This window comes from Streptomyces sp. JLSY215 (genome assembly GCF_059682825.1).
The window spans coordinates 1,204,940-1,229,417 of sequence record NZ_CM185022.1 but is presented as its reverse complement, the minus strand read 5'-3'; the positions used below and the strand labels follow the sequence as shown (position 1 = coordinate 1,229,417).

Here is a 24,478-nt window from a genome sequence, read left to right as displayed (position 1 = left end):
GTCGGCATCGTGACTGCTCAGCGGGCGGTGAGATACGAGGGCTGGGGCGTGCCGGGCGCGAGATCGTCGGACGGTATGGGGGCGCCGTACACCGGGGCCACGGGCAGGACGCCGCTCCAGTACGGCAGCTCCAGATCCTCCGGCTCGTCGTTGGGGCCGCCGGTGCGGATCTTGGCCGAGACCTCGCGCAGGTCGAGGCGGATCACAGCCGTGGCGGCCAGTTCCTTGGCGTTGCCCGGCCGGGAGTCGGCCGCGCGGCCCGGGAGCACATGGTCGACGAGCGCGTCCAGCGCGGCCGTCTTCTCCTGGGGGTCGACGACCTGATGGGCGGTGCCGTGGACCACGACGCTGCGGTAGTTGATGGAGTGGTGGAATGCGGACCTGGCCAGCACGAGGCCGTCGACGTGGGTGACCGTGACGCAGACCGGCAGGCCGGGGTCGGTCGTCTCGCCGGCCGCCCGCAGCGGGCGGGAGCCCGTCGAACCGTGCAGGTAGAGGCGGTCGCCGACGCGGCCGTAGAGGGTGGGCAGCACGACCGGGGCGCCGTCGCGCACAAAGCCGAGGTGGCAGAGGTATCCCGCATCGAGGATGGCGTGCACCGTCTCGTGGTCGTAGGCGGCGCGCTCGCGGGCGCGGGTGGGGACCGTGCGCTCGGTCGGCGCGTACGACGTGTCCCGTGCCAGTTCCTCGTGTGCCATTGCCTTCTCCATTGCACTAGTGCATAATCGAGTTTGTGCTAGGAGAGTATCGGATCGAAGGGCGGCGCGCATCGGAGATTGCCGCCAGCGTCGAGCGAGCCGTCGGTGCCGGTGAGCTCCAACCAGGCGAAGTCCTGCCGCCGCTAAGGGAGTTGGCGGTCTATCTCGAGGTCAATCCCAATACGGTCGCGTCCGCGTATCGGACGCTGCGGGACCGTGGGGTGATCGAAACCGCGGGCCGCAGGGGCAGCCGGGTGCGCCCCAGACCCGCGAGCACCTCCCGGGAGGCGCTGCGGGTGGAGGCGCCGCCGGGAGTACGGGAGGTCTCGGACGGCAATCCCGATCCGGCGCTGCTGCCCTCCCTGGAAGGCGCGCTGGCCGAGGCGGCGGCGCGCAGCTCCCGGCGGCCCACGCTCTACGGCGCGCCCGCCGTCGACAGCGATCTCGAGGCGCTGGCCCGTGCGGCCTTCATCCGGGACGGCGTGCCCGAAGCCCCGATCGCCGTCACCAGCGGCTCGCTGGATGCCATCGAAAGGGTGCTCGCCGTCCATCTGCGACCGGGCGACACGGTGGCGGTCGAGGATCCGGGGTGGGGCAGCCTGCTGGATCTGATCCCGGCGCTCGGGTTGCGCCCCGCCCCGGTCGCGGTGGACGACGAAGGCCCGGTGCCCGAGCGCTTGGCGCAGGTGCTCCAGGAGGGCGCCCGTGCCGTCGTCATCACCGACCGGGCGCAGAACCCCACCGGAGCGGCGGTCGGCCGTACCCGCGCCACCGAGCTCCGCGCCCTGCTGGCCGACCATCCCGGCGCTCTCCTCATCGAGGACGACCACGGCCACGGCATCGTCGACGTCCCGCTCCATCCGCTGTCCGCCGTCACCGACCACTGGGTGCTGGTCCGCTCCACGGCCAAGGCCTACGGTCCGGACCTGCGCCTCGCCGTGCTCACCGGTGACGCGGTGACCCTGGACCGGGTGCGCGGCAGACAGCGCCTGGGGCCGGGCTGGGTCAGCCATCTGCTCCAGGACGCGGTCGCGCATCTCTGGCGTACGTCCGCCATCGATCCCCGGCGGGTCGCCGCGGCATACGACCGCCGGCGGGACGCTCTGCTGCGCTCCCTGGCCGAGCGCGGAGTCCGGGCGCGGGGACGCAGCGGGATGAATGTCTGGGTGCCGGTCCCCGACGAAACGGGCGCCGTCGCCCGGCTCCTGCACTCCGGCTGGGCGGTGGCGCCGGGCGCGCGCTTTCGGATGCAGTCCCCGCCCGGCATCCGGATCACCGTGTCCGGCCTGACCGACGACGACATAGCGCCGGTGGCGGACGCCGTCGCGGCGGCCACGGGAGTGGGGGAGGCGCGGCGGTATGAGTGAGGCCCGGTGGGCCGAGAAGCGTGCGGGGCGGGGCGGGGGCGGGACCCCCGTGGGGTGTCGCCCGCTGCGTGTGGGCGAGAAGGCCAGGTGCCGGGTCTGGGGGTGGTACGCGGGCCGGACGATACCGGCCGGGTGAGGGGCCGCGGCGATGGCGGCGTGGCGGTCGCCCCGCTCCCCGGGCGCCGGGAGCGAGCGCGCCCGCCGTCTTCCGTCCGACCGGTCCCGGGGCGGGCGTACAGGGGCGGCCCCCGGGTGCCCAACCAGCGGGCCCGTACTGCTCCGAGCTCCTCCGAGGGCGGGGCGGAGCGGCTGGGAGCGGCCACGTTCGGCGGGGTGCGTGCCAGCGCGTCGGGCGCCGCGGCTGCCCGTGCGCCGCGTGGTGGGAGCCACTTCGAAGGACGGTTCGTCACGGGTGTGCCCGGCCCGCGCTCGGCCGGTCGGAAGGGGTGTCCCGCTTCGGCGCTCGGCGAGGGGGGAGGCGTTCGCCGGGCCCGCTGGGTACTGCGGTGCGGACCGGAGTGACGTCAAGGAATTCCCGGACGGCGGGTACGGCCTGACGGTGCCGTCTACCTCGCCGGGGCGCGCCGCCGGAGTCGCCCGTCAGACGCCGGCGGATGTTCGGTACGACGTGGCGGGGCGGCTCTTCTGCTGCGCGGGCCCCGGGTGGCGACGGGCAGGGGAGAGCCCCCGAGTTGGGGCTCGGGGGCTCTGTGGGGAAGTGGCGTCGGTGGGCCGGGGGCCGGGCCGGGGGCTAGGACTTGCGTCGGGGCTTGCTCTGGGTGAGGGCGGCGCCGGCGAGGACGATCAGGGCGCCGACGGGGGTGTTCCAGCTCAGCCGCTCGTTCAGGAGGGCCACGCCCGCGGCGGTGGCGATCACGGGGATGAAGTACGTGCACATCTGGGCCGTGGTGGGGCCGATCTCCGCGACCAGGCGGTATTGGAGGACGAAGGCGAAGCCGGTGCCCAGTGCGCCGAGCGCGAAGACGCAGAGCAGCGGTGCGAGCGGGAACGACGTGGGAAGGGAGGTGAACAGCGGTGCCACGACGGCCAGTTCAAGGGTGGCCAGCAGAAGCTGGGTGCCGGTCATGGCGACGGGGGAGTGGTCGGCGCCGGCCAGCGTGCGGCGGACGTAGATCCAGCCGATGGCGTAGCAGAGCGAGGCTCCCAGGGCCATCGCGGTGCCCGCCAGGTCCGTACCGGCGAAGCCCTGCCAGGCGCCGAGCACGGTGAGCACGCCCAGGAAGCCGAGGCCCAGCCCCGCGACGCGGCGCCGGGTGGGGCGGTCCTCGGAGAGCGCGACGAGGGAGAGCACCATGCCCCACAGCGGGGAGGTGGCGTTGCAGATGCCGGCCAGGGTGGAGGGGATGGTCGTCTCGGCGTAGGCGAAGAGGGTGAAGGGGAGGACGTTGAGGATGAACGCGGAGACCGCCAGATGGCCCCAGATCCGGGGGGAGCGCGGCAGCCGCTCGCGCCTGATCGCGAGGATCACCAGCAGCACGAGCGCACCGCAGGCCAGGCGGCCCAGCGTGAACTGCACCGGCGTGAAGCCCTGGGTGCCCACCTTGATGAACAGAAAGCTGAAGCCCCAGACCAGGCAGAGAACGGCGAAGCGGACCGGCCAGCCCAGGGCCCGGCGGCGGGCGGGGTGATCCGCAGTGTCACCGGGGACCGGAGCGTCGAGGACCGTGGGGGACGGCGGTGTGGTGCTGGTGGCGGCGGTGTCGGGGCCGGTGGTGGTGCTCATGCCGTCTACGATGCCGACCCCTACTTCGTAGCACAAGCGAGAATTTGTGCTGGGTATCGCGTAGCATTGCTTATGTGTTGAACCTGGATCGTCTACGGACCCTGAGCGCGATCGCTCGCCATGGTTCGGTGAGTGCGGCCGCCGAGGGGCTGCACGTCACCACCTCGGCGGTCTCGCAGCAGATCGCCAAACTCGAACGCGAGACCGGGCAGCAGCTGCTGGCGAAGAACGGCCGTGGGGTGCGCCTGACGGACGCGGGACGGCTGCTGGCCGAGCATGCGGGGCGCATCCTCTCGCAGGTCGAGCTGGCACAGGCCGAGCTGGAGGCGCACCGCGGCCAGGCCGTGGGCGAACTCCGGCTCGCCGCCTTCCCCACCGCGGCCCGCGGGCTGTTCCCGGCCGCGCTGACCGCCCTGCGTGCCGAGTACCCCCAACTCCGCGCGCGGCTACGGGAGATGGAGCCGGACCCTGCGGTGCGTGGCGTGGTGCGCGGCGACCTCGATCTGGCGGTCGTCCTGGACTGGTACAACCGGCCGCTGCCGCTGCCCGAGGGGCTGGCGAAGGCCCCGCTGCTCGACGATCCGGCGGATGTGGCGATGCCGTCGGACCACCGGCTGGCGCAACGGCACTCCGTCGACCTGGAGGAATTCGCCGATGACGAGTGGATCTCCTGGCCGCAGGCGGAGTTCTGCCACGACTGGCTGATGTTCACCCTGCGCAGCAACGGCGTGGAGCCCCGCATCGCGCATCTGGCCGAGGAGCACCACACCCAACTCGCCCTGATCGCGGCCGGGCTGGGCGTCGCGGTCGCCCCGCGCCTCGGCCGCGGGCCGGTGCCGGAGGGGGTGAGCGTGGTGCCCGTACGGCATACGATGCGCCGCCATGTCTACGCCATCTGGCGCGCGGACGCCGACCGCAGGCCCTCGATCCGTGCGGCCGTCGCGGCGCTCCAGGTGGCGGGGAAGGCCGTATCGGGCTGCTGAGGGGCCGGGAGCGGGACGGGGCTCCGGTCAGGCCGGCGGGACGATGCCGCGGATGACGCCCAGATCGAGCAAGTCCTGTGGGCGGATGTGGAGTTGGTCGGCGGTGTGCGGCACCTCCTCGGGGTCGCGTTTGAGGATGGCGGCGGCCAGTTCCGGGGCGATCACCGAGAAATAGCTGTCCGGGGTCGCCCAGAGATGGCCCGGTGCGGCGAGGGCCAGCGCGCCTCCCGAGCCGCCCTCGCCGATGAGCAGCGAGGTGACCGGCACCTGTGCCGAGGCCAGCGCAGCGAAGGCGTCGGCGATGGCCGCGCCGGCGCCGGCCCGCTCGGCCGCCGCGTCGTTCGCGGCGCCCGGGGTGTCCACCAGGGTGAGCACCGGGATGCCGAGCCGGTCCGCGAGCCGGATCAGCCGGGCCGCCGTACGGAATCCGGCCGGGCGGGTGGCCGTACCGCACTGCGCGGCGAATGCGATCGTCCGGCCGTCACGACGGCCGAATCCGCAGCGTATGCCGCTGTCGACGCCGCCACAGCGGTCGCCGCTGATCTCCTCCCGGTCGTCGAAGTACGCCCGCAGATAGGCCTCGGCGCGCGGGCGCCGGGCGTCGCGGGCGCGGGCCACCGCGCTCCGGCCCGTCTCCGGCAGCTCGCGCCGGCCGAGCGCGGACGGCGGTGGTACCCGGCCGGGGCCGCTCCCGGCCGCCGACCGCCGCCCTGCGCCCAGCAGATGAAGCCACCGCTGCAGCGCAGCCCGCAGCCGGTCCGGCGGCACGACGGCGTCGATCTGGCCGGCCGCCAGCTGGCCCTCGGCGGAGTAGGCGTGCGGGTCGGCGTCCGCCGGGCGCACCCGGGAGCCCGCGAAGCCGATCTGCGCGCCGGGCAGCGCGAGGATGACATCGGCGCCCGCGCCGAGCGTCGCCCAGCCGCCGCCGGTCGTCGGATCCCGCAGCACGGCGATCTCCGGCAGCCCCAGGGCCCGGTGGAGCGCCGACTGTCCGGCCACCCGCTGGAGCTGGGCCAGCGCCCGCATCCCCTCCTGCATCCGGCTGCCGCCCGTGGCGATCAGCGACACCAACGGCAGGCGGCGCTCGCGGGCCTCGGTGTACGCGGCCTCCAGGCGGTCGCCGGTACGCTCGCCCAGCGAGCCGCCCAGATACCCGAACTCGAAGGACAGCAGCACGACTTCGGTGCCGCCTATGGTGGCGAGGGCGGCGACCACCGACTCGTCCTCGCCGGTCCGGGCGCGGGCCCGGCTCCGGGTGGCGTCGTAGCCGCGCCAGCCCAGCGGGCCGTCCGGACGGCCGGACGCCGCGCCCTCGGGTGCGATCAGCTCGACGTAGGAGTCCGATACCGCCGCCATGGCCTGACGGGCCGTCAGTCGCATGCTCGGCATCGGGGCCCCGGCGTCGGACCTAGGCATGGAGCTCTCGTTTCAGGATCTTGCCCATGTCGTTCCGTGGCAGTGCGTCCAGGAAGTGCACCACGCGGGGCCGCTTGTGCGGCGCCAGCTGGTGGGCGACATGGTCGGCGAGCTCCTGCCCGGAAGGCGGCGGCCCGGCGTCCGGGCCGGTCTCGGCCACGATCCAGGCGACGATCCGCTCGCCGAGATCCTCGTCCGGCTCGCCGGTGACGGCCGCCTCCGCGACCCCGGGGTGCGCCAGGAGGGCGTTCTCGATCTCGCCGGCGCCGATCTTGTAGCCGCCGCTCTTGATCAGGTCGGTGGCCTTGCGGCCGACGATGCGGTAATTCCCCGATGCGTCACGGACCGCCATATCGCCCGTACGGAACCAGCCGCCGTCGAACGCCGCGGCCGTGGCATCGGGGCGGTTGAGGTACTCGACGAACAGATTCGGGCCGCGGACCTGCATCTCGCCCACCGTCTCGCCGTCGCTCGCCTCGATGGCCTGCCCCGCGTCGTCCACCAGCCGGACGTACACCCCCGGCAGCGGCACGCCGACCGTCCCGGCCGCATCCGGGCCGTCCGCCCGCACGCTGGTGTTCATGAGCGTCTCCGTCATGCCGTAACGCTCGATCACCCGCCGCCCGGAGGCCGCCGCGATCCGTTCGTGATCGGTCAGCGGCAGCGCGGCGGAACCGGAGACCAGGAGCCGCGCCCCGGAGAGCGCCTTGGCGAGCGCGGGGTCGCGCCCGGCCTCGGCGGCGAGGCGGTGGTACATCGTCGGGACGCCGAAAAGCATCGTGCCGCCCGCGGACAGCTCCCGCGAGACCGCTTCCGTACCGAAGCGCCCCAGGTGATGGACGCTGCCCCCGCGGCGCAGCGGACCCAGGATGCCGAGGATCAGCCCATGGACGTGGAACAGCGGCAGGGCATGGACGAGGACGTCGTCGGCGGTCCACTGCCAGGCGTCCTCCAGCGCATCGAGGGTGTGGGCGATGGCGCGCCGGGGGAGGACGACGCCCTTGGGCGGGCCCGTCGTGCCGGAGGTGTAGACGATCAGGGCCGGTGCCTCGTCGACCGGTTCGTACGGGAGCGGGACCGGCTCCGTGCCCTCCTCGGGCTCGGCCGCTGTCACGTCCATACGGGGGAGCGCGGCGAGCGCGGCCGGCAGGTCGTCGTCCGATGCGGCCAGGACGAGCGAGGGCGCGCTGTCCGCCACGATGTGCGCCAGCTCGCTCTCGCCGATCTTGGGATTCACCGGCACCGCCGCCACCCCGGCGAGCAGCGCGGCGACCGTGGCGACCGCGGTCTCCAGCGTCGGCGTCGCCCAGATCGCCACGCGGGTCTCGCCGCCGATCCGCCCGGCGAGCGGCACCGCCACCGCGGCCAGTTGGCGGTAGCTGAGCGCGCGGTCGCCGAAGCGCAGCGCGGGGGCGGGCGAAGCGTCGTGCAACGCGGGGAAGAGGACGTCCACCGGATCTCCTTCGTCGTCGGCGCCCGGCCCGTGGCGGCCGAACCACCCCGCTCCCGCACCTGTGACGATGGAGAACGGGCTGACCACTCCACTCTCGCAGAGACCACTGACAATGCGATCCCTGACGGCGCGACCGAGGATGTGATCTCGGACCCGGGACGACGGGAGCCCCGTCCGACCGGACCGCGCCCGGACCGGCTCCGTGACGGGTCACGACGGCTGCATGACGGGGCCGCGACGGGGCGGGACCCCGCATCCGCCCCCTCGGCTCACCCCGGGATCTTGCGGAAGTCCCACGAGGCGACGGAATCGGGCGTCAGTCGCAGCCACGCATGCCGCCCGTCGTGCGGCATCGCGTCCATGGCGAAGTACTTCGCCGCGAACAGCCGCTCCGGGCCCTCCAGTTCGGGGCAGGGCTCGCCCGTGCGGGGCGCCTCGCCGATGAACACCGCCTCGCCCGCCAGCTCGACGCCGCGCAGCTCCCCGTACTCGTGCCCGTCGTCGACGACCACCGCGATCCGCGGGTCCTTGCGCAGCTGCGCCCACCGCTTGCTGCGGGTGATGGAGTACAGCCACAGCGCCGCGCCGTCCCAGACGAACCACAGCGCCCCGACGTGCGGCGCGCCGTCCCCGCCGACCGTCGCGACCCGGCAGGTCCGTTGCGCCGCCAGGAACGCGTCCAGCTCGTCCCGCGTCATCATGATCCGGCGTCCGCGCCGCTGGGTGTCCGTCATCGCTCATCGCCTCCGCTGCCGTCCGTCGCGTCCCCGACCGGTCGTACCCGGCTGGGCCGCACCCCACGGGGCCGTGCCGAGCCGTGGCCCCACACATCTGACTGATCGTCAGAATGCACGGGGGAATCATGCGGGCTCTTCCTAACGGACGCAATGGCGGCTAGCCTCGCGCGCCTCGTACAGGAGGGGATCGCCCATGCCGTCGGACGCGCGACTCATCGAGCAACTGGACCCGGCCACCACGGTGCTGCTCACCGTCGAGTGCCAGCGCGGAGTGGTCGGTACGGACAGCGCGCTGCCCGAACTCGCCGATGCGGCCCGCACATCGGGCGCGCTGGCGAACGTCGCCCGCCTGGTGGCGGCCGCCCACGAGGCGGGCGTCCAGGTGCTGCACGCGATCGCCGAACGCCGTCCCGACGGGCGCGGCGCCAGCCACAATGCCCGCCTGTTCAAGGCGGCCGAGCGGTTGCCCGTCCGGCAGACCGTCGGGTCCACCGCGGTACGCGTCGCCGACCCGATCCCGGTCTCCGACGATGACCTGGTGGTGCGCAGGCTGCACGGACTCTCCCCGATCGCCGGTACCGACGTGGACGCCCTGCTGCGCAACTTCGGGTGCCGGACGCTGGTGGTCACCGGGGTCTCGGCGAATGTGGCGATCCCCAACGCCGTGTTCGACGCGGTCAACCTCGGCTACACGGCCGTCGTCCCGTCGGACGCCATCGCCGGGGTGCCCGCCGAATACACCCCCGCGATGGTCCGCCACACGCTCGCCCTGGTGGCCACCATCGCCACCACCGACTCCGTCCTGACCTGCTGGAAAAGGCCCCGCCGCGCCCGTTGAACCCGGGCGCGGCGGGGCGGGGGGGGGGAAGGCGGCCGGCAGGGGGACCGGGCCGCCCGGCTCGTCGGCGGTGTCACGGTGGAACGTCCGCGCTGGTCAATGTGCACCGGCCGTCCTTGCAGGAGCGCTGCAGTCGGCCTCGGGAAAGGGTCTGCATCAGCCCGACCGCCCAGCACATCGGGCAGCCGCGCAACGCGAACAGACCGGCCGGCAGGAGCACCAGGCTGCCCGGCCCGACGGCCGGGATCAGGGCTACCGAGCCGACCAGCGCGCCGAATCCCACCGCGCCGCGCACCAGGTGCCGGGGCAGGGAATCGCTCGCGTAGTCGGGGCCGTCAGTCTTCGTTCCGGGCATCGCTTCCCCCAGGAGCCGAGTCGGATGTGGCGCGGAGCGTGTGCCGAACCGCGGCGCGGGCCCGGTGCAGACGGGATTTCATCGCCGCCGTGCTGAGGCCCAGCGCATCGGCGACCGTCCGTCCGCTGTGGCCCTGGATGTCTCTCATGATCAGCACCCGGCGCTGGTCGGACGGCAGGGCGGCGACCGCCGCCGCCACCCTGCTCGCGTCCAGGCGCCGCAGCGCCTCCTCCTCGGCCGAGGCCACGGCGGTGTCCACGGCCGTCGCCATGGCGGCGCCCGGCAGCGGTGGATGGTCCCGCAGCATCGTCCGGGCGCGCCGCAGACACTCGTTGCGGACGATGCGGAACATCCATGACGCCAGTGCGCCGGAGGCCCGCAGCATCCCGATCTTGCGGTACAGGATGATCAAGGCTTCCTGCGCCGCGTCCTCGGCGTCCTCCGGGGTCGCGCAGAGGGAGTGGGCGAAGCGCTGCACGGTCGGGTGGGAGTCCGACACCAGCGCGGTGATCGCGGCCACGTCACCGCTCTGCGCGGCGACGATCAGCTGTTCGCTGGGCCAGACCGTGTCAGCCACGCTCACCTCGCTTGCGCTTCAGGACGAACATGCAGGTGCAGAGCAGCACCAGACCCACCGCGACACCGATACCAACGATCACGACAACCTCCAGGTCCTGTCCGACGTTCGTCGGGACAGGTATAAGAGGCGCGGGCCGCGCGAAAGGATTCAGCCTCTGTCCACACGGGTGACGGCGGGCCGCGCCGGGGCGCGCCGGACGCGGCGACCGTACCGGCCCTTGTTCGCGTGAGCGCACCCCGGCCGATCTGCGTGGCCGGCGACTCCACCCCCTACGACGTGCACGCCGCGCGTGAGCACCGGCGCAGCATCGACCTGGTTCGCTACCGCTTCTTCGGCAAGGAGCACTTCGGTGCGTCGCGCGATGGGCCTTTCCCCCGTTCATTCGCCTTGCCTGGGGCTATCCGGTGCTGTGGTCGGCAGGGCACGGCGCGTGCACTCGCGGTGGGAGCCAGGTTGTGCGAATGCTTGATCCGCCTTCAATACCGGGCACACCGCGCTCGGGTGGCGATGCGTCCGCTGGGCGCCTCCATCAGCTCGCCCTTGTCCGACCCTCACCGCAAGGCAGGTCTCGCGCATGCAGACGTCCCCGCCCCAGGAAAAGACCCGGCCCCGGCCGGCGAGGCCGCTGCCGAGCCAGGTCACGGTCACGGATGTGATCAGCCAGGACACTCTCTTCGGCAACCCGCTGTCCCTGACCAAAGAGGGCGCGGCGAAGCCGGTTCTCGCCTTCCGCAACCCCTATCGGTTCCCGAAACTGCCCGACCTGCAGCACGAGGCCCTGGTGCGTACCTGGCCGGCGGGTGCGGACAAGCCGCAGGTCCTCCATGTGTTGCCGCAGCTGGGGCACGAGTCGGGCTGGGTTGCGGAGCGGGTGTTCTCCGATCACGCCCCGGAGGAGATGGTGATCGTCGAGGCGGGGCCGACCGTCGTGCAGTGCTTCTTCCGCTCCGGGGAGCGGATCTACCTCTCCCATCTGAGGGAGGCCGGCTGGGGGAAGCCGGAGGAGTACGTTCCCGCCCGCGGGCTCATCGGGCTGCAGGTGGCCTACACGCCGGGGCACGGGCCGCTGGTGTACGGGCGATTCAGGGACACACCCACGGCGCTGTACCTCACTGTCGGCGAGGACGGCGCCCACGAGCACTTCAGCGTCGCGATGCGGGCGGATTCCACGGCGCGTGCCGTGTTGCTGCGGCGCGCTCGCGGTGACTCGTGGGTGTTCGCTGCGTGGCCGAGCAGGTCCGCGGTGACGGTCGGGATCAATTCGAGCCTTCACCGGACGGAAGGGCGCGTCCTCACGCACGACTTCGGCCAGCCGGTCGATGCCGTGATCGGGGGGCTGGGCCTCGGCGATTCCGGAGTCCTGTATCTGGTGCGCACGCAGGACGGAGGGTTGCACCAGCTCCGGGTCACCGTCCAAGGGGGAAGGGCCGGTGAGCCCCGCAACCGGAGTTTCCCCATGACCACCAGGTCCATGGGGCGGCTGAGCTTCCGGGCGGATGCGGTGCAGCTGACCGGGCTCACCCACGTCGATGCGGCCTGGGACCTCTACGGAGAGGACGACGACGGCACGCTCTGGGCGATGCGCCAGGACCCCGACCGGCCCCGGGAGGCGGACGGCACCCTGCGGTGGGCGCCGCCGGTACCCCTCGACCGGAACATCGGCGGTACCTCGATCAGTCACGCCCCGGGTCACTCCACGGCCCTGTTCTCCTACACGCGGGACGGCACGAGCCTGCGGCTGGATCTCCAGGACGAGAAGACCGGCATGTGGCAAGAGGCCACCGTGCGCGTTCACGTGCCGGAGCACAAGCCCGGGGAGGCCGCCGCCGGGGCGCCGGAGGGCGGGACACAGCTGCACGAGATGCCCCGGCACCGGCTGGAGGCGGTCCTCACCGACGACCACGGAGTCCCGGTGCCCGGCTGCCGAGTGTCGTTGAAGGTGGCTGACGGAAGCGCGCCGTGCCGCATCGCCTGTCAGGGGCACACCGTCGCGGTCAGCAGGGAACCGGCCGAACTGTTCACCGACGCCTACGGCCGACTGACCGTCTCGCTGCCCGCGGACGGGCTGGCCACGCCCCGTCTGGAGCTGACCGCCAAGGGCCTGCCGGTTCCCGTCGTCCTGGAGCCCGGCCGTACGGTGCATGAGTATCTGGCCGGAAAGCGGAAGACGCTCAACCCGACCAATCCAGGTGGCGGACTCCCCGAGTTCACTGAGGACGGCAAGGGGCTGTACAAGCTCGCGCCCGGCGCCGATCCGGGCGACGCGGAAGGCGCGGCCAAGGCCATTCGCAAGAGCGCGGCCATCGGCCTCGGCATGGAGACCAGCGACGCCGGCTTCCACTTCGCCGTCGGTGACGGTGGCACGGCGGGCCGCGGCGCCGTCACGTGCGCGACCCTGCGGACCCAGGAGGACGTGCAACATCAGCTGACCCTGATGGCGGGGAACCCCGGCGTGGCCCTCGCTCCGGGAGTGACCGGCGAGATGCCCGAGTCCGTCTTCGACCTCGGGGATTGGATCAAGGACAAGTGGCACAAGTTCAAGAAGGTCGCGGGCGACGTCTGGCACGGCCTCAAGCGGGGCGCCATGGTCATCACCGACGCCGTCGTGGAAGGAGGAAAGAAGCTCGTGACGCTGGCGGTGCGCATCGGCAAGATCGTGATCAAAGGCGTCAAGCTCGCCATGCACGCGCTGGAGCAGGTCGCGCACTTCATCGTGCAGGTCCTCAAGGCCATCGGCGCCGCCATCGAGAAGATCATCGAGTGGCTGAAGGCACTCTTCAGTTTCCGCGACATCTGGAACACCAAAAAGGCGTTCGAGCAGGCCATGGACTCCGCCGGAACCCTGCTGCGCAACGCGGCCCAGGAAGCCTCCCAGGACGCGCGCCAGTGGATCGGCCAGGGTAAGCGAGACCTGCACACGTGCATCCAGCGGTTCGCCAAGGAGCACGGCGGTCGATCCCTGGTGCCGAAAGTGCCCGACTCCCACTCCGGGGTGGCCGGAGCGACGTCCGGGCACGATGTGCACCGGAACTGGCTGATGGACAAGGTGCAGGCGCATTCCGTGCCGCTGTTCACGGACGAAAGCAGCGCCGAGGGCTACGAGGTGCCCGATTCGCTGGCCTCTTGGGTGGATCAGGCCGGCGCCGCGCTGGGGGAATCGGGTGTGGCGTACGCACGGGCAGTCGGCGGCCTGCTGACGAACCCCGATGCTTCCCTCGGGGAGTTCGCGACCGCCGGCGAAGGCGTCATCGATGTAGGGCTCGACCTCGCCGGCGCGCTCGTCGCCGAGGTCGAACGGCTCGTGGAGAACGGCGTCCAGGCGTTTCAAGCCATGCTCAACAGGGAGCTGCATCTGGGCCCCCTCAACACACTCTGGGATTGGCTCGCCTCTCTGGCGGGTCACCTGGGTGACAAGCTGACCTTCGGGGGGCTCCTCGCCCTGCTGGCCGCACTTCCGGTCACGGTCGCCTACAAGCTCTTGTACGGCGCCGACGACCAGCCCTTCCCGCACGGCAGTCTGCCCCGGCCGGCCGCTGCGGGCGAGGGCGCCGAGGAGGAGTACGGGGCCATCGAGACCTGCCTCATGGTGGGTGGACTGCTCCAGGCAATGAGCGTCATGACGGCCACCACGGCCGACATACTGGGGGAGGAGACTCCGGGCTGGTTCACCGGAGTGAGCCTGGCCGCTTCGGCGATCATCGTCGGACTCTCGCACGCCGGGCTGGGCTGGAAGGGGCTCAAATGGGCGGGCCTGGGCTGGAGTATCTTCGCCGGCACCATCGCTGCGTCAGCCGTCGGCATCGGGGTGTGGGTATTCGTCAAGAGCGAGAAGGCAAGGAAGTTCGCCCGGACAGCGGGTCCTGTCCTGCTGACGGTGGTCGGGCTCGCCGGCCTCGGCTACGCGATCTATCAGGTCGTCGACCAACAGCTGAAGGGCTGGGCGCTGGCGGCGTCCTTCCTCATCCTTGCCACCGGAGTCACGGCCTTCCTCAACGTTCCGAAAATCCGTGACAGCCAAGGCGAATGGTCGATCCCGGTCAAGGTCGGCATCGACACCATCGGCAACTCCGTGGGCGGGACCCTCGCCATGGTCGCCGCCTCCAGCCGCTCCATGGTGATGTCCGTCCCGACGACCGGCGCGGCATCATGACCTCCCGGCTGTTCCTTCCGGCTCGCCACCCGTCAGCGTCGGAGGTATGCCTCTGAGGGGGCGGCCCGACGTTGATCGCGACGTGACCTGGAGGCACGTCGTCCCGCGCCCGCGCCCGCTCGCGCGATAGCCTCACTCCTCCTCATCTTCCTCGTCTTCCTCTTCTTCCTCGTCCTCCTCTTCGTCAAATTCTGCGTTTTCGTCGTCATCTTCTTCGGGCTCTTCCTCGAATTCCTCAGCCTCTTCTTCCTCGTCGAAGTCCTGGTCCTCGTCGTCTTCGAGCCCCTCTTCGTGGGTTCGGACGACCTCCCCGTCACGGATTTCTCCGCGCCAGCCTTCGATATCCTCGTCCGCCGTGAGCGTGGCGTACCGCTGGAAGTGCTTGAGGTCCAGCCGGAGACGGCGTCCCTGCGCGCGCCAGATGTTGCCGGTCTTCTCGAAGAATCCGGAGGGGTAGTACTCGACGACCGCGACGATGCGTGTGAGGTTCGGGGTCAGTTCGTGGAAGCTGATGGCGCCGCGTGTGGTGCCCTTGCCTCCTTCGGAGTTCCACACGATCCGCTCGTCGGGGACCTGCTCTTGGACGGTCGCTTTCCAACTGCGGCTGGAGAGGGCCACTTTGAGCTTCCAGTTGCTCTCTATCTCGTCCGACTGCGAGACGCTCTTCACTCCCTTGGTGAAGCTGCTGAACTCCTCGAGCTGCGTCCAGCGGTCATAGACGGTGCGCAGGGGCATGCCGACGTCGATGGCCTCGACGATATTGATGACCTTCTTGTCCCCGGATTTTCCGCCCCCACCACCGAAGGCGCTCTTGACGGTGTCGATCGCCTTGTCCTTGAGGTCCCCGGCTTTCTCGCTGAGAAAGGCTTTGACGGGTGACTCGCCACCGAGAACGCGCTTCCCGACGTTGAGGAGGCTGCTGTTGCCGTCAGCCACCTGGCCCAGGTCCTGCGCGAGATCGGTGATTTTGTCTCCAGCCTTTTCCACCAGCTTTTGGCCCTGCGCTTCAGCGAATCCGGCAAGCTGCTCTTTGAGCAAGTCGAGGCCAGAGGGCTTGCCTTGAGCCGTGTTGTCCTCCTTCTTGGCCATTGCTTACCTCCTGCGGCCGGTGCGGCGGGATGTCGAGGTCTTCTTGGTGCCGGACTTCCCTGCCGTCGTCTTGCCCGCTGCCGCCTTCTTCGCCGGGGCCTTTCTGGCAGGGTGCTTCTTCGGCGGGGCCTTCCTGGCTGCTGTCTTCTTCGCCGGTGGCTTCTTTGCGCGGCCACGTTTCGCGGCCGTCTTCTTCCTTGGCCGCCGGCGCGAGGACTTCTCCTCTTCCTCCTCGTCGGCTTCTTCTTCCTCTTCCTCTTCTTCCTCGTCCGGTCCTTCGTCTTCTTCCTCGTCCTCGTCCTCTTCCTCGACTTCTTCTTCCTCGTCTTCCGGCGGTTCCTCCAGGGCACTCGTGCGCTGCTGCAGGGCATCGGCAAGTGATTCGAAGCCGCGGTCGGCCGTCGCGGACAGGGCGGAACGCCCGGACTCCAGGAGCTCCCCTCGCACCTGGTCGATGAGCTGTGCGGCCTGGGGGGTCTCCGCCAGCTTGCGTACCCCTTGGACGATCAGTTCTCGCGGACTCAGGAACCCCTGGCCTGCAAGCATCGAGGCGACCCCGATGGCGAGCTTGCCTTTTTTGGTCCGGCCCAGGACATACCCGGCCGCTATCGCAGCGCCAAGGGTGGCTTTCTTCTCGGTATCCATGGATGGCCTCGTGTCACGTTCGTGGGATCAGCCTGCTCAGGCCAAGCAGTGGCGGCCTTTCGCTGCCGCCGGCTCCTCGTAACGTCTCTGCACGATGCCTCTCGAGGCGGCAGTGGCCCCGTTTCCACCTTCACTCCACATCCGCTGGAACGCATCTCCCCGGCAAAGTCCTCGCGAAGTGCCCACTCCCGTCCAGCAGCGGAACGGAGTGCGCAGCACCTGCCGTGGCAGCTGCTGCGCACTCCGTGACCATGGGCACAGAAACCCTGGGTAGTCGTGCTCCACCGTGCGTAAACGCTCGCTCGGCAATGGATGACTGGCTGCTCCGGCCACTGGAGCCGGGCTCCCCACCAACTCCCAGATGCTCACGTGTACTTAGGCACGGGCCGAACGGATCGCAATCAGCGGGCAATGTGGCGACGTCGGCCGGGCGGTCCCCGCCGAGGGGGCCGAGAGGGCTCCGCGCAGGGGGACCCTGGCCGGGGACATTGCACCGTCCGCGGCTTGCGCCACTGCGCCGGCGCAGCCGATATCGGGGACTCGAACGGCGACTGGAATCGGCATAAGCGACAGCGCACACCGCCCTGCCCACTGGGAGACCACGAGCCGGTCGAGATCCAGCACGACTGCGTGCGAGCTATTCGCCAACGCGGCCGCATCAACTTCGCGAGCGAGTTACGCGATCAATGCGCGAAATGCGTCCTACGCCGCAACACCGATCCTCCAGACCCTTGTTCGGACAGCCACACATGTCATCTCTCCGGCCGAGGAAGCGGCCGCCCAAGGCCTGAACCCGGTGTCGGTCATTGTCAGTGATGTCCGTGGGCGCTGTCGGAGGCTCCGCCGAACAGCCGGGCGGCGGCGCGGAAGGGGAGGGTGACGACGGTGGCAATGGCGCCACCGATAGATCTCAAGACGTCTGCGATGGCCGTGAGCATGGAGATCCTCCGAAGGTCTGCACTTCTGCATCGGGCGAGGTGCCGCCGTGCGGCGCCTGTTGTGTTGCCCAACGGCATGCTGCACACACGGAATGGACGCCTCCCTGAATTCATTCTGAGGCCCGCGCAGTGAAGCTGCCACCTGCTCAGCACACCCGTCGATTCCCGTCCCGTCAGGGCCCTTGAAACCGACGGTCTCCGCGACGACGTCGCTCCTGCCGTTGGCCGCTTCTGATCTTTCAGGTGCCCGGCCGCAATCACCCGAGGGCGCCAGAGGCTCGCGCCGCTTGCCGTTCCCATATGAGGGGATCACAGTAGAAGGGAACGTTCGCACTTTCGCACGAGAAGGGAGTGGGATCGTGATCGTTCTCGGGATCATTCTCCTCGTCGTAGGTTTCGTGGCCGGCATCGCCATTTTGTGGACCATCGGAGCTGTCCTTGTCGTACTCGGGCTGATTTTCTGGATTCTCGGCGCGATGGGCCACGCAGTCTTCGGGCGAAAGCACTATTGGTAGAAGCATGTGCGTGCCTGCTCGGCGGTGACCGTCCCGCCGACTTGGGTCGAGGTGCCACGGGACCGCCGCAGCACGCCCGAAGCAGTCGGCATCAGGCGACCACGGAGGAACTGTGGAGCACGGTGGTGCACTATCGCGCCTTGGAGAAGGGGCCACATCTCGGTCCCGAGGAGGAGTTCCGCCGCAGGTGGCAGGAGGTCCAAGGCGAGTTTCTCGTGGTGGCCATCTGAGTCAACCGGCCAGCCAGTCATCGGGCCAGGCCCTGACCCGGTCGCGTTCGTACCTCAGCGCGGTCGGCATCTGAAGCCTCCGTGATGTCGTTCCTCCCTCAGCGGGCCAATCTCCTGAGGTTGTGGAGTCGACAGCAAGGGGCGACGGCCCGTCAGGCGGCCCTGATTTTCGGGAAGACGAACTCGTCGAGGACGAGCCCCAGGGCGATGGCCGCGGGAATGGCGAGCAACGCACCGATGATGCCGATCAAAGCCGCGCCGACCAGCACCGCGACCACGGTGACGATGGGATGAATCCGTACGGCGTATTTCATCACGCGAGGCACGATGAAGTAGTCCTCCGCGAGCCGGAAGACGGTGTAGAAAGCGGCCGTGCCGATGGCGATGGGAAGAGAGACTGCCAGCGCGACGAGGCTGACGACGACCCCTCCGATGGTGGAGCCCACGATCGGCACCAAGTCCAGCAAGGCGACGAGAACGCCGAGCGCCGCCGAATAGGGGACGCCGGTCGTGGCGCACCAGATGAATGTGGCCAGGCCCGCGATTCCGGACGTGAAGACATTCCCCAGCATGTACCAGCCGGTCCGGGTGAGGATTTCTTCGGTGAGAGCTTCCATCTCCGCTCGACGGCTGCCCGGGACGAACTGGAAGCAGAATTTCTTGATCTGCGGCAGGCCGGCCATGCAGTACAGCGCCACCACCACGACCACCAGGCCTGCTGTGACCGTGCTGACCACCAGTTGTCCCGCTCCGAGAAGACCTCCGACCACACGCGAGGAGGCCCCGGAAGTGAACTGCTCACGCAATTTGCTGAACAGGTGGAATCGGGCCTCGAATCTCCCCAGAGCGGTGTGGTTGTCGTGGAGCTGCCGCAGCCAGCGGGTCATGGCATGGGTGAATGCGGAGACCTCTTCAGCGACCGGAGGAATCACCAGCGCCAGGAATCCCGCCAGCAGGACGACGAATGCCAGGAGCACCACGGTGACCGCCCACCCCCGGGGCAGCCGGTGCCGTACCAGCCACCGCACGACGGGGTCCAGACTGACGGCTACGAAGAGGGACATGAGCAGAAGGATCATCAGTTCGCTGAGCCGTAGGGCTTCGTGTGCCAGCCAATAGGCGAGCGCACCGCCGAGAGTGGCACTGAAGCCTGCGGCGAACCAGAACCGCAGGCCGCCGCGGCGCCGCCCCGTGCGTCTCCATTTCCCACCGGAGGGCTGCCCGCCCCGAGAACTTTCGGATGTCATTTCGATGTCCTGGCAATCAAGAGCGTTGATTCCGGGCGAAACCTTGGGGGCACGCCCAGGCTGATTCGACCATTGGACAACTACGGCCGCCGTCCTTCCGCTGACCGACGCGACAGCTCGCGCCTTCAGTCCGCTGCCCGCGGCCCCGGAGGACGTCGTGCCGCTGAGCGACGCCGAGAGGCGGAGAGGTGCACACCGGGGTTGCGGGCCGTCCCCAGGCGCTCTGCACCGAGATCGTCCGCTGCCTCAAACGCTACGTCGACCGAGAGATCTTCAACCTGGTCAGGCCTTCACCATCATGACCTCCGCCATAGGGGCAACTGCGCATGGGCAGCGGAGCGCTCGCACCTCGACAAGCGATGGTGCAGGCGAGCGATCTTCTAGGCTGGATGGGCTGACCGGAGCACAGGGGGAACGCCATGCTGTATTGCGAGCGCCATGAAATGCACAACTGTGCTGACTGTGTGCCTGACGACCGTGTACGCCGTGCCGGCAAACGCCCTGATGGGGCAAAGCCGGGCTGGGAAGGCTGGCCGACGGGGGCAATCATCGTTCATGAGAGCGGCAAGGCCCACCTACCCGGGTGTGCTCACCTCTCGGACAGCCGGATTCAGGCCCCGACGTTTGGCTGGGTGACCGCTTCCGCTCCAGGCACGTGGTGACGGCTCTCGGAATCCAACCCGCTCAAGGTGACTGAGGGCAACACCGAACTCGCGGGCCTGAGTCGTTGCGGTACGTGCGATGCCACCCAATAGGCCGCGTCCCGTTGGCGGAACCGGTCAGCGCTGAACCAGGCTCCTGCAGAACGCACGCGGCCTGGCCCATAGCGCCGATCAGCCGGCGCCGGCGAAACCTCCAGCCACCAACGGTGACGGCAGCGTGTCCGGGACCGGAGCCCTGGGGCGCGTCACCACCGACCTGAGCCCTGGGGCGCGTCACCACCGACCTGAGCCATCGTCAGGTCCACGGGCGGATCGATCGGTCAGTGCTTGAAGGCGTCCCTAACCCCGGCCGTGGCCTGCTTGCCGTTGCCCGCGACTTCGTCTCCGCGGCCTCCGGCCGGCAGGTGCCGACTGCCGGTGGCGTCGGCCGCTCGGCGCACAGACCCGGGAACAGGCATTGCCGAGCCGGCGCCGAGAATTCCGATGCAGCACTACAGCCCTTGGACCCCTGAGCCGTTCGGGTTCGTCCCCGGCATTTCGCCGCGCCGGCTCCCTTCCCCCGCGGTTTGCTGTCGTGTGTGCGGGGGAATCCGAGCAGGTGCTTCCCACCCGCTTGTGTACGCGCTCGCACCGTCGAGGAAAGCGTCGAGGAAAGCGTCGAGGAAATCGCCGAGGACAGGCGAGAAGGGGTCCGGGGTGCATCGCGACAAGCTCGGGATCTACCTGAATGACCACTTGTCCGGTGCCACCTTCGGCGTCGGGCTTGCGCAGCGCATCGCCCACCAGCACCGCCACTCGGCGCGCAGCACCGACCTGCAACGCATCGCCGACGAGATCGCCGAGGACCGGCGGAGCCTGCTCGAAGTCATGGACGCGCTCGGCGTCTCCGCACGCCGCTACAAGGTCTACGGCGGCTGGGCGGCCGAAAGGCTGGGGCGCCTGAAGCCGAACGGCGTCCTGTACCGGCGCTCCGCGCTGAGTACGCTGATCGAGCTGGAGACCCTGCGGCTGGGAGTCGAGGGGAAGACCCTGATCTGGCGCACGCTGCTGGTCGTGGCCGCGGGGGAACCCCGCCTGGATGAAGCCCAGCTGCACGATCTGCTGGACCGGGCACGGGGACAGATCGACACGCTGGAGACACTGCGCCTCACGGCCGCGGCGGCGGTCTTCTCCCCCCGAGGCACGCAGCGTGATTCCTGACAGCCCGTGAGATGGCGGCGACGTCGTCGACCGTGTAGTCGACAGGCACACCGATGAAGCCTTCCGATGCCGCGACCCGCCCCTCTCCCTTCGGACGGCTGCGCCTGGTGATCCGGCATTCGCCGGTCGGGCGCGGATGGAGCCGGGGCCGTGAGCTGGAGCTGGGATCGCGGTCACTGGGCTTCGCGGCGCTCGGGTTCCTCACGCTGGTGCCGCTGCTGATCGTTGTCTCCGCGGGTGATCCGACACACGGGCGGGGGTTCGCGCAGTGGCTGGGGGACGGGATCGGCGTGTCGGCGACGTCCAGGGGACAAATCGGGCAGCTGTTCACTCGGCCCGGCCAGGCAGCACGGACCACGACCGCGTTCGGCCTTGCCACCCTTGCTGTCTTCGGTCTGTCGTTGGGCTCGGCGGTGCAGACCGGTTACGAGAGGGTCTGGGAGCTCTCACCGGCGCGCTGGTATGCCCGCTGGCGGCATGTGCTGTGGCTCGTCGTACTCGTCGGGTACCTCTTCATGTCCGCCACCACCACGCTGTGGCGACAGTCTTCGGCTCTCACGTCGGTCGCGCTGCTGGGCGCTGTGCTGTTCTTCTGGTGGTCTCAGCGGATGCTGCTCGGTGGGCGGGTCGGCTGGGGCGCCCTGCTGCCCGGCGCGGTGGCTACGGTGGCCGGGCTGATCGGTCTCAGGGTCTTCTCCCGGTTTGTCTTCTCGCCGTTGATCGCGTCCAGCGCCGTCACCTACGGCGCCATCGGAACCGTCCTGGTCGTCCAGTCCTGGCTGGTCGGCGTGGGCGTGGTGGTTTTCGGCGGTGCGCTGGTCGGCCGACTGGTGCTTCAGCATCGACACCGTTGAAAAGACCGGGCAGACGGATGCGCGCCCCGTGCCCGGCCGGCTCCCGGATACCGCAGGCCGCGCGGCTCAGCACCTGGCACGTCGGGTGTTCGGTGAGCCAGGTCCAGGCCCCGCCCTCGGGACCACCAAGCGGTAGTTGTCGGCCGAGCCGAGCCGAGCCGAGCCGAGTCGAGCTGAGCTGAGCTGAGCCGAGCCGAGCCGAGCCGAGCCGCGTCCGCGTACGTCGCCGCGCGTATCGCCGCAGCGCCCGCTCGCTACACGCTGCGCGCCACCGTCCCCACCGACGCTCAGACCGTGTGCGCCCGCACCTGGTTCCCGCGCCCGGCCGCGTGCACGCCCTCGACGACCGCACCTGCACCGTCGGCCTCGCGACCGAGAGCCCCCGCCGCCTCGCCACCCAACTCCTGTGCCTGCCGCCCGCCACGGACCTGGACGGCACCCCCGAACTCGCCTCGCTCCGCCGCCCGGCTCGCCGCCGCCCTCAGTGCCGGCACGGCTGTTGCCGGCCGGCGCCGCCGAGCTCAACGACCTGATCATCGATGGCGAGCTGGAGCTGGGTACGTCACAGTCGGTCGTACTGGTGAACGCCGACCCGGACGGCCCCGAACGCCAAGCCCGGCTGTCCTTCCTCGGCCGACCGGCCGACCGGCCGACCGGCCGACCCACGCAGTCCTGCGGCTGACAGTCCCCGTTGGCAGTCGATATCGGACGAGACCGTCCAGCTGCTCGCACGGGAGGCGCTGCCTCTTCGCCATTCTCGGGCCGCCTGCGCCAAGGTCTCCTGTGCCGTTCACCCCGTCGCTCCGGATCGGCCCGGCGCGCCTTACCAGGAGTAAGCTGGAATTACCGAGGGCACTTCGTACACCAGCTCCACGCTCGTGTCGTTTTCGGCGATTCACGACACCGGGCGGGTTACGGTCGGCCCGGGGCAAGGTCCGCGTCATGACCACGACCATTCGGTATCCGCCTGCGGTCGAAGACCGGACCGCTTCGCTGCCCCTGCGACTCATGCTGGCGCCGGCCGGCACCGCTCCGGCTCTGCTCGACGGTGCGTGGTGGCCCCGCTCCCGTGACCTCACGGCGGAACTTCCCGCACTGACGGCCGCCCTTGACCCCCTGTGGGGGCGGATCACCCACGTCACGGTGAACCCCACGTTCTGGCCGGTCATCCCACGGAAGGTGCCCGTCGACGGGCATGTGGTGGGTGTCGGCTGGTTCAAGGCCGAGCAGGATCCCCACAAGCTGCTGCTGCTCTCCTACGGCGTCGGTCGTTGGGACCTGCTGGTGATCCCTCCGGAGACCAGCCCCGCCACGGCCGCCCGGCTCATGACCGAGGCCGCCGATCCGCGGGGCACCCGCACCGCGAGCGCCCTGATGGACGAAGCGGAGCAACGCCGGATCGCGGAGGAGGTGGAACTGTCCCTGGTCTCGGTCTGGGACTCCGAAGGCGGCCATGGCGCAAGCCTGCCGACCTCAGGTTCCCCCGTCCAAGCCGTCATTGCTCAGGTATGAGATGCGGCGGCGGCTGTCTGAGCATCGTGTCGGTCATCGAGAGCGCAACGTCGATCCCGCAGCCCGCTCCGGAGGAAGCCCCAGGCCAACAGCCTGGGGCTTGTCTCTTGTCCGGACCTTCCCGCCGCAGGCGGCGGCTGAGGTCAGGGCCACAGCGGCAACGCGCAGGGTGCAGCGACGAGCGGTGCGGACTGTGGTGCTGATGCTCAGCGGGACTGCGGGCGCCGGCCGGGGGCAGGGAGCCTCCTGGCTCGTCACCGTTCCGGCCCGACCTCTGCGATGACGCCGCCGATGGCCTTCGCGGGGTCACCTGTCTGGCGGCGCTCCGACCTCGTCGGAGAGCGGGCGGGGCCGAGTCCGTCGCCGACGGCACGAACCGGATACGGGACGCCGTTCGGCTCTGCTCAGCGTGCGGTGGCCGGGGCGGCGATCAGACTTGACCTATGGCAGAGCGATCGCGGACACGCACCTCGTCGACGGCCACCCGGAAGCGGAAGGCGCCTGAGATGCGGCCGGGGGACGCGGCGCGTGGTGCGGCCGAGTTGTTGCAAAGCCTGATCAGCCATCGTGTCGAGGGGGTGTCGGCCGTCCGGCGCACCGAGGACGGCTGGTGTGTCGAGGCGGAAGTCCTTGAGCTGGCACGCATTCCCGACACCACGAGCCTGCTCGCCACCTACGAAGTGAAGCTCGATGAGCAGGGCGAGCTGCTGGAGTACTTCCGTACCCGCCGCTATCGCCGAGGCTCGGCCGACGAGTGAGCGCACGGTCCTCATGCGATGAAAGGACGTCAACAGATGGCCGCCACGAGCACGTATTCCGGCTTCGCCGGCGAGGTAGTCCCCTGCCCGCCACGAGCCGGCACGTTGTACGACGTGCTGGAGCTCATCCTGGACCGGGGCATGGTCATCGACGTGTTCATCCGTGTGTCGCTGGTCGGTATCGAGATCCTCAAGATCGATGCCCGCATCGTCGTCGCCAGCGTCGACACCTATCTGCGTTTCGCCGAGGCATGTAACCGCCTCGACCTGGAGCGGGATTCGGGAAGCGTCACCGTTCCCGAGCTGTTCAGCGGGCAAGCCGCCAAGAGCATCGGGAAGAGCAAGGTCAAGAAGGTGGCCAAATCCGTCGGCGACACCGTTCGCACCGCGGTGGGGGCGGGCGACGACGAGGACGGGGAGTCCGAGGAGGAATCGCAGCCGAGGCGACGGCGGGCCCCCGCCCGATCCGGAGCGGCCTCCCGCCGACGCAGCTCCGGGGAGGACTGA

General features: G+C 70.1%; 22 protein-coding genes and 1 pseudogene. 12 read left to right on the top strand and 11 right to left on the bottom strand.

Features of this window, described 5'->3' with window-relative positions; translation table 11 throughout:
• Positions 1–17: 17 nt before the first annotated feature.
• Complete coding sequence (locus AC5677_RS05520) at positions 18–698, bottom strand: pyridoxamine 5'-phosphate oxidase family protein (RefSeq protein WP_497193872.1); 681 nt, start codon at positions 696–698, stop codon at positions 18–20.
• Between the two features lie 35 nt (positions 699–733).
• Between AC5677_RS05520 and AC5677_RS05515 the strand changes: the two genes are divergently transcribed.
• Positions 734–2,065, top strand: coding sequence for an aminotransferase class I/II-fold pyridoxal phosphate-dependent enzyme (locus AC5677_RS05515; protein WP_497193871.1), 1,332 nt, complete (start codon positions 734–736; stop codon positions 2,063–2,065).
• Between the two features lie 751 nt (positions 2,066–2,816).
• Here AC5677_RS05515 and AC5677_RS05510 read toward each other — a convergent pair.
• Positions 2,817–3,809: a DMT family transporter gene (locus AC5677_RS05510; protein ID WP_497193870.1), complete on the bottom strand. Its 993-nt coding sequence runs from the start codon at positions 3,807–3,809 to the stop codon at positions 2,817–2,819.
• Between the two features lie 74 nt (positions 3,810–3,883).
• Here AC5677_RS05510 and AC5677_RS05505 point away from each other — a divergent pair, with 74 nt between their 5' ends.
• Entirely contained in the window at positions 3,884–4,792 is a 909-nt protein-coding gene (locus AC5677_RS05505; RefSeq protein WP_497193869.1) for a LysR family transcriptional regulator, read from the top strand.
• 27 nt (positions 4,793–4,819) lie between these two features.
• Here AC5677_RS05505 and AC5677_RS05500 read toward each other — a convergent pair whose 3' ends face one another.
• The 3 genes from AC5677_RS05500 to AC5677_RS05490 form a co-directional block, all read right to left on the bottom strand.
• Complete coding sequence (locus AC5677_RS05500; protein WP_497193868.1) at positions 4,820–6,208, bottom strand: carboxyl transferase domain-containing protein; 1,389 nt, start codon at positions 6,206–6,208, stop codon at positions 4,820–4,822.
• The gene (locus tag AC5677_RS05495) at positions 6,201–7,661 is read right to left on the bottom strand and encodes an acyl-CoA synthetase (RefSeq protein ID WP_497193867.1); all 1,461 of its coding nucleotides are present in this window, start codon (positions 7,659–7,661) and stop codon (positions 6,201–6,203) included. The genes AC5677_RS05500 and AC5677_RS05495 overlap by 8 nt, the downstream gene beginning before the upstream one ends.
• Positions 7,662–7,930: 269 nt before the next feature.
• The gene (locus AC5677_RS05490; protein WP_497193866.1) at positions 7,931–8,395 is read right to left on the bottom strand and encodes a pyridoxamine 5'-phosphate oxidase family protein; all 465 of its coding nucleotides are present in this window, start codon (positions 8,393–8,395) and stop codon (positions 7,931–7,933) included.
• Between the two features lie 196 nt (positions 8,396–8,591).
• Between AC5677_RS05490 and AC5677_RS05485 the strand changes: the two genes are divergently transcribed.
• Positions 8,592–9,236 (top strand): cysteine hydrolase family protein, encoded by a 645-nt coding sequence (locus tag AC5677_RS05485; RefSeq protein ID WP_497193865.1) that lies wholly within the window; start codon positions 8,592–8,594, stop codon positions 9,234–9,236.
• Between the two features lie 73 nt (positions 9,237–9,309).
• On the opposite strand, the gene AC5677_RS05480 is transcribed toward AC5677_RS05485, so the two are convergent.
• Together AC5677_RS05480 and AC5677_RS05475 are read right to left on the bottom strand one after the other, a co-directional pair.
• The gene (locus AC5677_RS05480) at positions 9,310–9,591 is read right to left on the bottom strand and encodes a hypothetical protein (RefSeq protein WP_497193864.1); all 282 of its coding nucleotides are present in this window, start codon (positions 9,589–9,591) and stop codon (positions 9,310–9,312) included.
• Positions 9,572–10,168, bottom strand: coding sequence for an RNA polymerase sigma factor (locus AC5677_RS05475; protein ID WP_497193863.1), 597 nt, complete (start codon positions 10,166–10,168; stop codon positions 9,572–9,574). The genes AC5677_RS05480 and AC5677_RS05475 overlap by 20 nt, the downstream gene beginning before the upstream one ends.
• Before the next feature lie 228 nt (positions 10,169–10,396).
• On the opposite strand from AC5677_RS05475, the pseudogene AC5677_RS05470 reads away from it, so the two are divergent.
• Together AC5677_RS05470 and AC5677_RS05465 are read left to right on the top strand one after the other, a co-directional pair.
• Positions 10,397–10,513: pseudogene (locus tag AC5677_RS05470) on the top strand (transporter); the annotation flags it as partial.
• A gap of 232 nt (positions 10,514–10,745) precedes the next feature.
• Positions 10,746–14,321 (top strand): hypothetical protein, encoded by a 3,576-nt coding sequence (locus AC5677_RS05465; protein ID WP_497193862.1) that lies wholly within the window; start codon positions 10,746–10,748, stop codon positions 14,319–14,321.
• Between the two features lie 132 nt (positions 14,322–14,453).
• On the opposite strand, the gene AC5677_RS05460 is transcribed toward AC5677_RS05465, so the two are convergent.
• The 3 genes from AC5677_RS05460 to AC5677_RS05450 form a co-directional block, all read right to left on the bottom strand.
• Entirely contained in the window at positions 14,454–15,410 is a 957-nt protein-coding gene (locus AC5677_RS05460; protein ID WP_497193861.1) for an SRPBCC family protein, read from the bottom strand.
• A 3-nt stretch (positions 15,411–15,413) separates the two neighbouring features.
• Positions 15,414–16,055: a hypothetical protein gene (locus AC5677_RS05455; protein ID WP_497193860.1), complete on the bottom strand. Its 642-nt coding sequence runs from the start codon at positions 16,053–16,055 to the stop codon at positions 15,414–15,416.
• Positions 16,056–16,864: 809 nt separating this feature from the next.
• Positions 16,865–16,993: an LPFR motif small protein gene (locus AC5677_RS05450; RefSeq protein WP_497193859.1), complete on the bottom strand. Its 129-nt coding sequence runs from the start codon at positions 16,991–16,993 to the stop codon at positions 16,865–16,867.
• A 359-nt stretch (positions 16,994–17,352) separates the two neighbouring features.
• On the opposite strand from AC5677_RS05450, the gene AC5677_RS05445 reads away from it, so the two are divergent.
• Positions 17,353–17,508, top strand: coding sequence for a DUF6131 family protein (locus AC5677_RS05445; RefSeq protein ID WP_497193858.1), 156 nt, complete (start codon positions 17,353–17,355; stop codon positions 17,506–17,508).
• A gap of 382 nt (positions 17,509–17,890) precedes the next feature.
• On the opposite strand, the gene AC5677_RS05440 is transcribed toward AC5677_RS05445, so the two are convergent.
• Positions 17,891–18,850 (bottom strand): AI-2E family transporter, encoded by a 960-nt coding sequence (locus AC5677_RS05440; RefSeq protein ID WP_497196518.1) that lies wholly within the window; start codon positions 18,848–18,850, stop codon positions 17,891–17,893.
• Between the two features lie 1,493 nt (positions 18,851–20,343).
• On the opposite strand from AC5677_RS05440, the gene AC5677_RS05435 reads away from it, so the two are divergent.
• From AC5677_RS05435 to gvpJ, 6 genes are all read left to right on the top strand, one after another.
• Positions 20,344–20,847, top strand: coding sequence for a hypothetical protein (locus tag AC5677_RS05435; protein WP_497193857.1), 504 nt, complete (start codon positions 20,344–20,346; stop codon positions 20,845–20,847).
• A 53-nt stretch (positions 20,848–20,900) separates the two neighbouring features.
• Positions 20,901–21,701 carry a ribonuclease BN gene (locus AC5677_RS05430; RefSeq protein WP_497193856.1) on the top strand — a complete coding sequence of 267 codons (801 nt, stop codon included), beginning with the start codon at positions 20,901–20,903 and terminating at the stop codon, positions 21,699–21,701.
• 484 nt (positions 21,702–22,185) lie between these two features.
• Entirely contained in the window at positions 22,186–22,383 is a 198-nt protein-coding gene (locus tag AC5677_RS05425; RefSeq protein WP_497193855.1) for a hypothetical protein, read from the top strand.
• Between the two features lie 260 nt (positions 22,384–22,643).
• Positions 22,644–23,213 (top strand): DUF5994 family protein, encoded by a 570-nt coding sequence (locus tag AC5677_RS05420; RefSeq protein WP_497193854.1) that lies wholly within the window; start codon positions 22,644–22,646, stop codon positions 23,211–23,213.
• A gap of 443 nt (positions 23,214–23,656) precedes the next feature.
• Positions 23,657–23,971 (top strand): gas vesicle protein GvpO, encoded by a 315-nt coding sequence (locus AC5677_RS05415; RefSeq protein ID WP_497193853.1) that lies wholly within the window; start codon positions 23,657–23,659, stop codon positions 23,969–23,971.
• Positions 23,972–24,007: 36 nt separating this feature from the next.
• Positions 24,008–24,478: a gas vesicle protein GvpJ gene (gene gvpJ / locus AC5677_RS05410; RefSeq protein WP_497193852.1), complete on the top strand. Its 471-nt coding sequence runs from the start codon at positions 24,008–24,010 to the stop codon at positions 24,476–24,478.

Bases quoted from the DNA above. Each gene is read 5' to 3' on its own strand.
- AC5677_RS05430 (WP_497193856.1), top strand. From the start codon at position 20,901: ATGAAGCCTTCCGATGCCGCGACCCGCCCCTCTCCCTTCGGACGGCTG.
- AC5677_RS05465 (WP_497193862.1), top strand. From the start codon at position 10,746: ATGCAGACGTCCCCGCCCCAGGAAAAGACCCGGCCCCGGCCGGCGAGG.
- AC5677_RS05460 (WP_497193861.1), bottom strand. From the start codon at position 15,410: ATGGCCAAGAAGGAGGACAACACGGCTCAAGGCAAGCCCTCTGGCCTC.
- gvpJ (WP_497193852.1), top strand. From the start codon at position 24,008: ATGGCCGCCACGAGCACGTATTCCGGCTTCGCCGGCGAGGTAGTCCCC.
- AC5677_RS05480 (WP_497193864.1), bottom strand. From the start codon at position 9,591: ATGCCCGGAACGAAGACTGACGGCCCCGACTACGCGAGCGATTCCCTG.
- AC5677_RS05420 (WP_497193854.1), top strand. From the start codon at position 22,644: ATGACCACGACCATTCGGTATCCGCCTGCGGTCGAAGACCGGACCGCT.
- AC5677_RS05520 (WP_497193872.1), bottom strand. From the start codon at position 698: ATGGCACACGAGGAACTGGCACGGGACACGTCGTACGCGCCGACCGAG.
- AC5677_RS05500 (WP_497193868.1), bottom strand. From the start codon at position 6,208: ATGCCTAGGTCCGACGCCGGGGCCCCGATGCCGAGCATGCGACTGACG.
- AC5677_RS05485 (WP_497193865.1), top strand. From the start codon at position 8,592: ATGCCGTCGGACGCGCGACTCATCGAGCAACTGGACCCGGCCACCACG.
- AC5677_RS05455 (WP_497193860.1), bottom strand. From the start codon at position 16,055: ATGGATACCGAGAAGAAAGCCACCCTTGGCGCTGCGATAGCGGCCGGG.
- AC5677_RS05510 (WP_497193870.1), bottom strand. From the start codon at position 3,809: ATGAGCACCACCACCGGCCCCGACACCGCCGCCACCAGCACCACACCG.
- AC5677_RS05415 (WP_497193853.1), top strand. From the start codon at position 23,657: ATGGCAGAGCGATCGCGGACACGCACCTCGTCGACGGCCACCCGGAAG.
- AC5677_RS05450 (WP_497193859.1), bottom strand. From the start codon at position 16,993: ATGCTCACGGCCATCGCAGACGTCTTGAGATCTATCGGTGGCGCCATT.
- AC5677_RS05490 (WP_497193866.1), bottom strand. From the start codon at position 8,395: ATGACGGACACCCAGCGGCGCGGACGCCGGATCATGATGACGCGGGAC.